Below are 6998 nucleotides of genomic sequence, written 5' to 3'. Positions count from 1 at the left end.
CGGCCACCGCACGATCTTCGTTTGTCCACACACCAACCGATGATCACGCGGTGGCCGTACCCGTTTCCAGCCGGGTCCGCAGCAAGATCGCAAAGTCAGACTGGAGTACTAAAGGACGGGGTATCCACGAAGGAGAGCCCCGATGACCACCAGCCGCTCGTCGGCTCCGATCGACACACCGGCCGGCAGGTTCTTTCCTAGTGATTCCGTGAGGTCCCGTCCGATGACGGCGATGTCCCCGTTCCCGAGCTCCCAGATGTCGGGGCAGTCGGCGTTGTCGGTCGTCACCCCCAATTCCTGAGGAGACTCGCCGAGCCTCCTTTTGAAGCCGGCTCCGGCGTCGGCTTCCCAGGGCCTTCCCACAGTTGCCACCCCTCCGGCCGGATCCGGTGCCCGGCCATGCTGACCAGCGCAAACGCGGCAACTGTAGTGAGGGAGAACGACTCGGGGAACAGGCTTTCGGGCCAATCGGCGGGAAGTGGTTCCGGAGTCTCCGCGAGGCCGCGGCCTCATCCGGTGCCCCGAGTGGGAGCACGCGCCGTGGGGCGTGGAGCCGAAGTGTGCCGTGAGCACGCTCCCGGTCGGCGGAAGTCCGGTGCACGCGGCGGCTGCCGTTGGTTTCATGCGCCCACCGTGCCCGTTCGGTTACGTTCCGCGCCACGATGTCGGCGCGTACGAAGCGGTGTGTACGGGCACCGGCCCCACGGCGTACGCGCACCCGGCCCCCACCGCCTCGTTGGACATGTACGACGCCTCCACGACATGTGCGACGAGGGGGCCACTCATGGCGAACATCGACGGCGGACCCGGGACGTCCGACAGCCTGAAGACCTTCGGGGCGGTGCTCAAGGTCTTCCGCGAGCGCGCCGCGCTGACCCGGGAGCAGCTCGCGGAGGAGGTCATCTACTCGCCTCACACGATCAGTTCGATCGAGCAGGGCCGCCGTATGCCGCCCGAGGACTTCGTCGAGCGGGCGGAAGAGGTCCTGGAGGCCTTCGGTGTCCTGCGGGTGGCCGCTCGGAACGTGGCGCGGCAGCCGGGACTAGCGGCATGGTTCCGGCTGTGGGCGCAGCTGGAGAGGACGGCGGTGAGTCTGTGCACCTACGAGTGCCGGGTGGTGCCCGGGCTGCTCCAGACGGAGGCGTACGCGCGGGCGGTCATGCTCGACGTCCCGCCGCCGCCCACCGAGAAGGAGCTGGCCGAGCGGATCGCCGCGCGGCTGGCGCGGAAGGAACTGCTGCGGCGCGAACCGCCGATCGCGCTCAGTTTCATCATCGAGGAGGCGGTGCTGCGGCGCCGCACCGGCGGGGACGAGGTCACGCGGGAGCAGCTCGACCACCTCATCGGGTGCGCGCGGCTGTGGAACGTCGAGATCCAGATCATGCCGCTGCGCCAGCCCCACCACGCGGGCACGGACGGCCCGATGCAGCTCATGGAGGCGCGTGAGCACAGGTGGATCGGATACGCGGAGGGGCAGAAGACCGGCCGGCTCGTAGCCGGGCCGAAAGACGTCAGTGCGATGGAGACGCGCTATGCCAGGATGCGTTCGCAGGCCCTGTCCCCGGCGGACTCGGTCGAACTGTTGAAGCGGATGCGAGGAGAGCTATGAGCAGCGCAGGCGGCGAACTGAACTGGTTCAAGAGCAGCCACAGCGGTTCCGAGGGGGACAGCTGCGTGGAGGTCGCGTACCGCCCTGGAGCCGTGCACGTCCGCGACTCCAAGGAGGAGGACGGCCCGGTCCTCGCCGTCTCCCCGTCCGCGTGGGAGGACTTCCTGGGCCGCGCCGCTCGCTGAGAGGTCCGGCCGGCCCGTTCGGTAGGGTGCCCGTCCGGGGAGGGCCCGGACGGGCGGCCACGGCCGCCCAGCGCGTCACACGACCGAGGACGCGGGCACAGCCTGCCGGCCCCGCCCCCGCGGAGCGGACCACGAAAGAGACGGGGGAGGGCCGATGACGGCCGACCACGCCATACCCGAAGCCGGGACCGCAGGCGGCCCGCCGGGAAGCGACACGGTCATCGACGTGCGCGGCCTGCGGATGCGCTACCGCACCCAGGACGTGCTCAAGGGGGTGGAGTTCACCGCCCGCCGAGGTGAGGTCCTCGTACTGCTGGGCCCGAACGGCGCGGGCAAGACGACCACGATCGAGGTCCTGGAAGGCTTCCGGATGCGCTCGGCCGGCGATGTGGCCGTCCTGGGCGCCGACCCGGCCCACGGGGACGAGCGGTGGCGCGCGCGCCTGGGCATCGTCCTGCAGTCCTGGCGCGACCACGGCAAGTGGCGGGTACGGGAGTTGCTGGAGCACCTGGGCGCCTACTACGCGCCGTACTCCACCGACCTCGTCCGGCGCCCCTGGGACACCGACGAGCTCATCGCCGCCGTCGGCCTGGCAGAGCAGGCGCACAGGCGGGTCGCGACCCTGTCGGGCGGGCAGCGCAGGCGCCTGGACGTGGCCGTCGGCATCGTGGGCAGGCCCGAGCTGCTGTTCCTGGACGAGCCGACGGCCGGCCTGGACCCGGAGGCCAGGAACGAGTTCCACGGCCTGGTGCGCGGGCTGGCGGACGAGAACACCACCGTCCTGATGACCACCCACGACCTCGCCGAGGCGGAGAAGCTCGCCGACCGGATCCTCATCCTGGCCGGCGGCCGGATCGTGGCCGACGGCCCGGCCGCCGAGCTGTCCCGGCAGGCGTCGGCCGAGGCCACCGTGCGCTGGACGAGGGACGGGAAGCCCTTCGAGCAGGCTACGGCCGAGCCCACCCGGTTCGTCCGCCGTCTCTTCGAGGAGCACGGCGACGCGATCGGCGGGCTGGAGGTGCGCCGGGCGAGCCTGGAGGACACCTATCTGACGATGGTGCGCGAACTGGAGGCGGGCAGCGTCACCGGCGAGCAGGCGGCACACGCCTTCGGGGAGGGAGTGCGATGAACAACCCGGTGTGGTACGCGGCCAGGACGGGCCTGCGGCGCGGCTGGACGGAGCTCAAGCAGACCTTCACCAACGGCCAGGACGTGTTCGGGTACGTGCTCTGGACGGTCCTGCTCATCGTCCCGCTGTTCCTGGTCGGCGACGAGGCGCTGGAGGGCGCGGGCATCTCGGCGGGCGCGTTCATGCTGCCGAGCATGCTGGGGATGACGCTGGCGTTCACCGGGATGATGACCACGGCGCAGCTGCTGGCGACCGAGCGCGAGGACGGCACGCTGCTGCGCGCCAAGGCCGTGCCCCACGGCATGGTCGGCCATCTGGTCGGCAAGGTCGTCATGGTGTCGGGCACGGCCCTGGTCTCCATGGTGTTCCCCTTCGCCGTCGGCGTGTTCATGGTCGACGGGGTCGCCCAGCGTGGCGGGGGCGCGCTGCTGACGCTGGTGTGGGTGGTGCCGCTGGGCCTGCTGGCCACCCTGCCGGCGGGCGCCGTCATCGGCTCGCTGGTCACCAGCCCGCGCACCATCGGGCTGCTGATGCTCCCGGTGATGGGGCTGGTGGTGATCTCCGGGATCTACTTCCCCCTGTCGGAGCTGCCCGAGTGGCTGCGGCTCGTCGCACAGGTCTTCCCCGTGTACTGGCTCGGCCTCGGCCTCCGTGCCGCGCTGCTGCCGGACGTGGCGGTCGCCGCCGAGATCGGCGAGTCCTGGCGGTACCTGGAGACGGTGGGCGTACTGGGCGCCTGGGCGGTCGCCGGGCTGCTCCTCGCGCCGCCCGTCCTGCGCAGGATGGCCCGCCGCGAGTCCGGGGCCGCGATGGCCGAGCGGCACCGCAAGGCGATGCAGCGGGTCGTCTGACGGGACGCCCGCCGCGATGGGCCGGCGGTCCCGTCCTCCGCCCGGAGGGCGGGACCGCCGTGCGCCGCGGGCTGAGGCGCCCGGCGCAGGGCGTGCACGGCACGCCGGCGAAGCGGACACGCCCGGTGGCGCGAACCCCGGAGCGCGGGTGTGCGGGAGGTGGGAGGGTGAGTGCCGGCGGGGGATGGCCGGCGCGCGTTGATCGGACGTTGACGAAACGTTGATCGGCGCCGGGCAGGCTTCCCGGTATGGCAATCGATTACTCCGGTCCGGTCGGGCAGCTGACCGGATGGTGGGAGCGCGCGCTGTGCGCGCAGATCGGCTCCGAGCCCTTCTTCCCGGAGCCGGGCAGGACACCCGTGGACGCCAAGAAGATCTGTCAGTCGTGCGAGGGGCGCATCGAGTGCCTGGAGTACGCCCTCGCCAACGACGAGCGCTACGGGGTGTGGGGCGGGCTGTCGGAGGAGGAGCGGCGCGGACTCAGACGCAGCGCCTGACGTCCGCGCGGAACGGGGGAAGGGGGAGGCTCGGCGCGGTGTCCGACACGTTGTGGGGGCGTGTCAGGCACCGCGTCGAGTCGCGCGGTAGCCGTCCACGGCGTCCGCGTAGGGCCGCGGACGACCGGCGAGTTCACGTCCGACCAGCTCCGCGTCCGGCGCGGGGAGGGTCAGGACGGTGCGGTGCAGGCGGACGCTCCAGGAGGCCGGATCGGGGAGGACCGCCGGGCGCGGCACCCCGGTGGGCAGGGCCTCGGGCGCCGCGCAGGTGGAGCCGGGCAGCACGCCGCGTGGGCCCTCAGAGCCTCCGGCGGCCGCGGCGCCGGCCGTTCCGGATGATCGTGGCCACCATCCCGGCGGCGGACGCTCCCGCCGTCCCCGTCACTCCGTACGGGCCCGGTCCAGGATCGCGCCGAGGTCGGCGCCCGGCGGGAGCGTGCCGAAGGCGTGGCCCCACTGCCCGCCCAGCCGGGAGGCGCAGAACGCGTCGGCCACGGCCGGGTGGCCGTGGCGCACCAGCAGGCTGCCCTGGAGGACGAGCGCCAGGCGCTCGGCGAAGGCGCGAGCACGCAGCTGCGCGCCGACCGGCTCCTTCAGCTCCGGCAGCATGGCCCGCACTCCGGCGGCGGCCGCGTCCAGACGGGTGTCGGCGCCGGCGACGGCGTCCACCTCCGCAAGGACGGCGTCCAGGCCGGCCGGCTCCCTGTCCAGGGCGCGCAGCACGTCCAGGGCGGCGACGTTGCCCGAGCCCTCCCAGATCGACAGCAGCGGCGCCTCGCGGTACAGGCGCGGCATGCCCGACTCCTCGACGTAGCCGTTGCCGCCCAGGCACTCCAGGGCCTCCGCGGCGTGCGCGCTGCCGCGTTTGCACACCCAGTACTTGGAGACGGCCAGGGCCAGGCGGCGGAAGGCCGCCTCCCGCTCGTCCCCGGCGTGCGCGGCGTCCACGGCCGCCGCCAGCCGCAGCCCGAGGGTGGTGGCGGCCTCCGACTCGACCGCCAGATCGGCCAGGACCGAGCGCATCAGCGGCTGGTCGGCCAGTCCGGTGCCGAACGCCCGCCGGTGGGCGGTGTGGTGCAGGGCCTGCCGCAGTCCGGCGCGCATCCCGGCGGCCGTGCCCAGAACGCAGTCCAGGCGCGTCATGTTGACCATCTCCACGATGGTGCGCACCCCGCGGCCCGTCTCGCCGACCGGCCAGGCCACGGCCCGGTCGTACTCGACCTCGGAGGAGGCGTTGGAGCGGTTGCCCAGCTTGTCCTTCAGACGCTGCAGGTGCATGGCGTTGCGGGTGCCGTCGGGCAGCACGCGCGGCAGCAGGAAGCAGGTCAGGCCCTCGGGGGCCTGGGCCAGAACCAGGAAGACGTCGCTCATCGGGGCGGAGGTGAACCACTTGTGGCCGGTGAGCCGGTAGCCGCCGCCGCCGTCGGGGACGGCCTCGGTGGTGTTGGCCCGCACGTCCGAGCCGCCCTGCTTCTCGGTCATCGACATGCCCGCGATCAGTCCGGACTTGCCCAGCGGTGGCCGGAGCCCGAAGTCGTAGGAGCGGGCGGCCAGCAGCGGCTCGTAGGCGGCGGCCAGCTCCGGCCGGGCGCGCAGCGCGGGGACGGCCGCGTACGTCATGGAGACCGGGCAGCCGTGCCCGGCCTCGGCCTGGGACCACAGGTAGAACTTGGCGGCGCGCACCAGATGGGCGCCGGGGCGGTCGTCGGTCCAGGCAGCGGCGTGCAGCCCGTGCTCGACGGCGGTGGTCATCAGGTGGTGCCAGGCGGGGTGGAACTCCACCTCGTCCACCCGGTGCCCGTAGCGGTCGTGGGTGCGCAGGCGGGGCGGGGCCTCCTCGGCCATCCGGGCCCAGTCCTGCACCTCGGGGGTGCCGGCCAGCGCGCCCAGCTCCCGCACCTCCGCCTCGCCCCACCGCGCGCCGTGGCGGCGCAGGGCCTCGAACACGACGGGGTCGTCCGCCGCGGTGAAGCCGGTCAGCGGCGGGGGCTGGTTGATCACTTCATGGGTGGCGCGCACGGCGACCTCCGGCGGGCGGCAGCGGGCGGCGGTGCCCGTACTCCGACATTACAGATTACGTGCACGTGATGGAAGATTGTAACAACGGAGGAGGTTAGGATTGCGCCGCCCATGAACAGCACAGACGGCGCAGAGGCCGCGGACGGAGTCGGCGGGCCCGGCGGGACGGAGGGATCCGACGCCCGGGCACTCGCCCTGCGCCCCCTGACGGCCCGCTCGATCGTGCTCAGCACCCTGCTCGGCCACCACCCGCCCGCCCTGCCCGCCAGGGCCCTGGTGAGGGTCGGCGAACTCTTCGGAATCGCGGAGGGCACGGTGCGGGTGGCGCTGTCGCGGATGGTCGCGGCCGGGGATCTGGCCCAGACCGCCGGCGGCGCGTACGGCCTCACCGCGCGCCTTCTGGAGCGGCAGGCGCGCCAGGACGACAGCCGCGCGCCCCGCACCCGCGACTGGCGGGGGGAGTGGGAGATCGCCGTCGTCACCGCCGAGCGCCGGGACGCGGCCGACCGGGGCGCCCTGCGCCGGGCCATGTCCGCCCTGCGCCTGGCCGAACTGCGTGAGGGCACCTGGCTGCGTCCGGCCAACCTGCCGCGGCCGCGCCCGCCCGTCGTCGCCGAGCAGTGCACCCTGCTGACCGGAGCCCCCGACGGCGACCCGGCCGAACTGGCCGCCGCGCTGTGGGACCTGGACGGCTGGGCGGCGCGGGCC

The 6998-nt window shown here is 73.4% G+C and carries 9 protein-coding genes; 6 read left to right on the top strand and 3 right to left on the bottom strand.

Going from position 1 to position 6998, the window contains the following annotated elements:
- Positions 1 to 108 precede the first annotated feature (108 nt).
- Positions 109 to 363 carry a hypothetical protein gene (locus AC2CJA_RS21965; RefSeq protein ID WP_484604400.1) on the bottom strand — a complete coding sequence of 85 codons (255 nt, stop codon included), beginning with the start codon at positions 361 to 363 and terminating at the stop codon, positions 109 to 111.
- Between the two features lie 421 nt (positions 364 to 784).
- Here AC2CJA_RS21965 and AC2CJA_RS21960 point away from each other — a divergent pair, with 421 nt between their 5' ends.
- The 5 genes from AC2CJA_RS21960 (at position 785) to AC2CJA_RS21940 (ending at position 4271) form a co-directional block, all read left to right on the top strand.
- Positions 785 to 1609, top strand: coding sequence for a helix-turn-helix domain-containing protein (locus AC2CJA_RS21960; protein WP_484604399.1), 825 nt, complete (start codon positions 785 to 787; stop codon positions 1607 to 1609).
- The gene (locus tag AC2CJA_RS21955; RefSeq protein ID WP_484604398.1) at positions 1606 to 1794 is read left to right on the top strand and encodes a DUF397 domain-containing protein; all 189 of its coding nucleotides are present in this window, start codon (positions 1606 to 1608) and stop codon (positions 1792 to 1794) included. Before AC2CJA_RS21960 ends, AC2CJA_RS21955 begins: the two co-directional genes overlap by 4 nt.
- 154 nt (positions 1795 to 1948) lie before the next feature.
- On the top strand, positions 1949 to 2923 hold the full coding sequence (locus AC2CJA_RS21950) for an ABC transporter ATP-binding protein (protein ID WP_484604397.1): 975 nt from the start codon (positions 1949 to 1951) through the stop codon (positions 2921 to 2923).
- Entirely contained in the window at positions 2920 to 3774 is an 855-nt protein-coding gene (locus AC2CJA_RS21945) for an ABC transporter permease (protein ID WP_484604396.1), read from the top strand. Before AC2CJA_RS21950 ends, AC2CJA_RS21945 begins: the two co-directional genes overlap by 4 nt.
- Positions 3775 to 4022: 248 nt before the next feature.
- Positions 4023 to 4271 carry a WhiB family transcriptional regulator gene (locus AC2CJA_RS21940; protein WP_484604395.1) on the top strand — a complete coding sequence of 83 codons (249 nt, stop codon included), beginning with the start codon at positions 4023 to 4025 and terminating at the stop codon, positions 4269 to 4271.
- Between the two features lie 63 nt (positions 4272 to 4334).
- Here the strand turns inward: AC2CJA_RS21940 and AC2CJA_RS21935 are convergent, their stop codons facing one another.
- Together AC2CJA_RS21935 and AC2CJA_RS21930 are read right to left on the bottom strand one after the other, a co-directional pair.
- Positions 4335 to 4556, bottom strand: a complete 222-nt coding sequence (locus AC2CJA_RS21935) for a hypothetical protein (RefSeq protein WP_484604394.1) — start codon at positions 4554 to 4556, stop codon at positions 4335 to 4337.
- A 96-nt stretch (positions 4557 to 4652) separates the two neighbouring features.
- A complete protein-coding gene (locus AC2CJA_RS21930; RefSeq protein ID WP_484604393.1) occupies positions 4653 to 6290 on the bottom strand; it encodes an acyl-CoA dehydrogenase family protein in 1638 nt (545 codons plus the stop codon).
- Between the two features lie 111 nt (positions 6291 to 6401).
- Between AC2CJA_RS21930 and AC2CJA_RS21925 the strand changes: the two genes are divergently transcribed.
- Positions 6402 to 6998, top strand: a 597-nt coding sequence (locus tag AC2CJA_RS21925; protein WP_484604392.1) for a PaaX domain-containing protein, C- domain protein, incomplete at its 3' end; no start/stop codon positions are given.

It is taken from the genome of Streptomyces sp. ATLC9, from assembly GCF_057196705.1.
The sequence above is the reverse complement of the archived record's forward strand: the minus strand, read 5'-3'. Positions and strand labels throughout refer to the sequence as shown.

Coding starts and splice junctions, on each gene's coding strand:
- AC2CJA_RS21960 (WP_484604399.1), top strand. CDS start 785: ATGGCGAACATCGACGGCGGACCCGGGACGTCCGACAGCCTGAAGACC.
- AC2CJA_RS21955 (WP_484604398.1), top strand. CDS start 1,606: ATGAGCAGCGCAGGCGGCGAACTGAACTGGTTCAAGAGCAGCCACAGC.
- AC2CJA_RS21950 (WP_484604397.1), top strand. CDS start 1,949: ATGACGGCCGACCACGCCATACCCGAAGCCGGGACCGCAGGCGGCCCG.
- AC2CJA_RS21945 (WP_484604396.1), top strand. CDS start 2,920: ATGAACAACCCGGTGTGGTACGCGGCCAGGACGGGCCTGCGGCGCGGC.
- AC2CJA_RS21940 (WP_484604395.1), top strand. CDS start 4,023: ATGGCAATCGATTACTCCGGTCCGGTCGGGCAGCTGACCGGATGGTGG.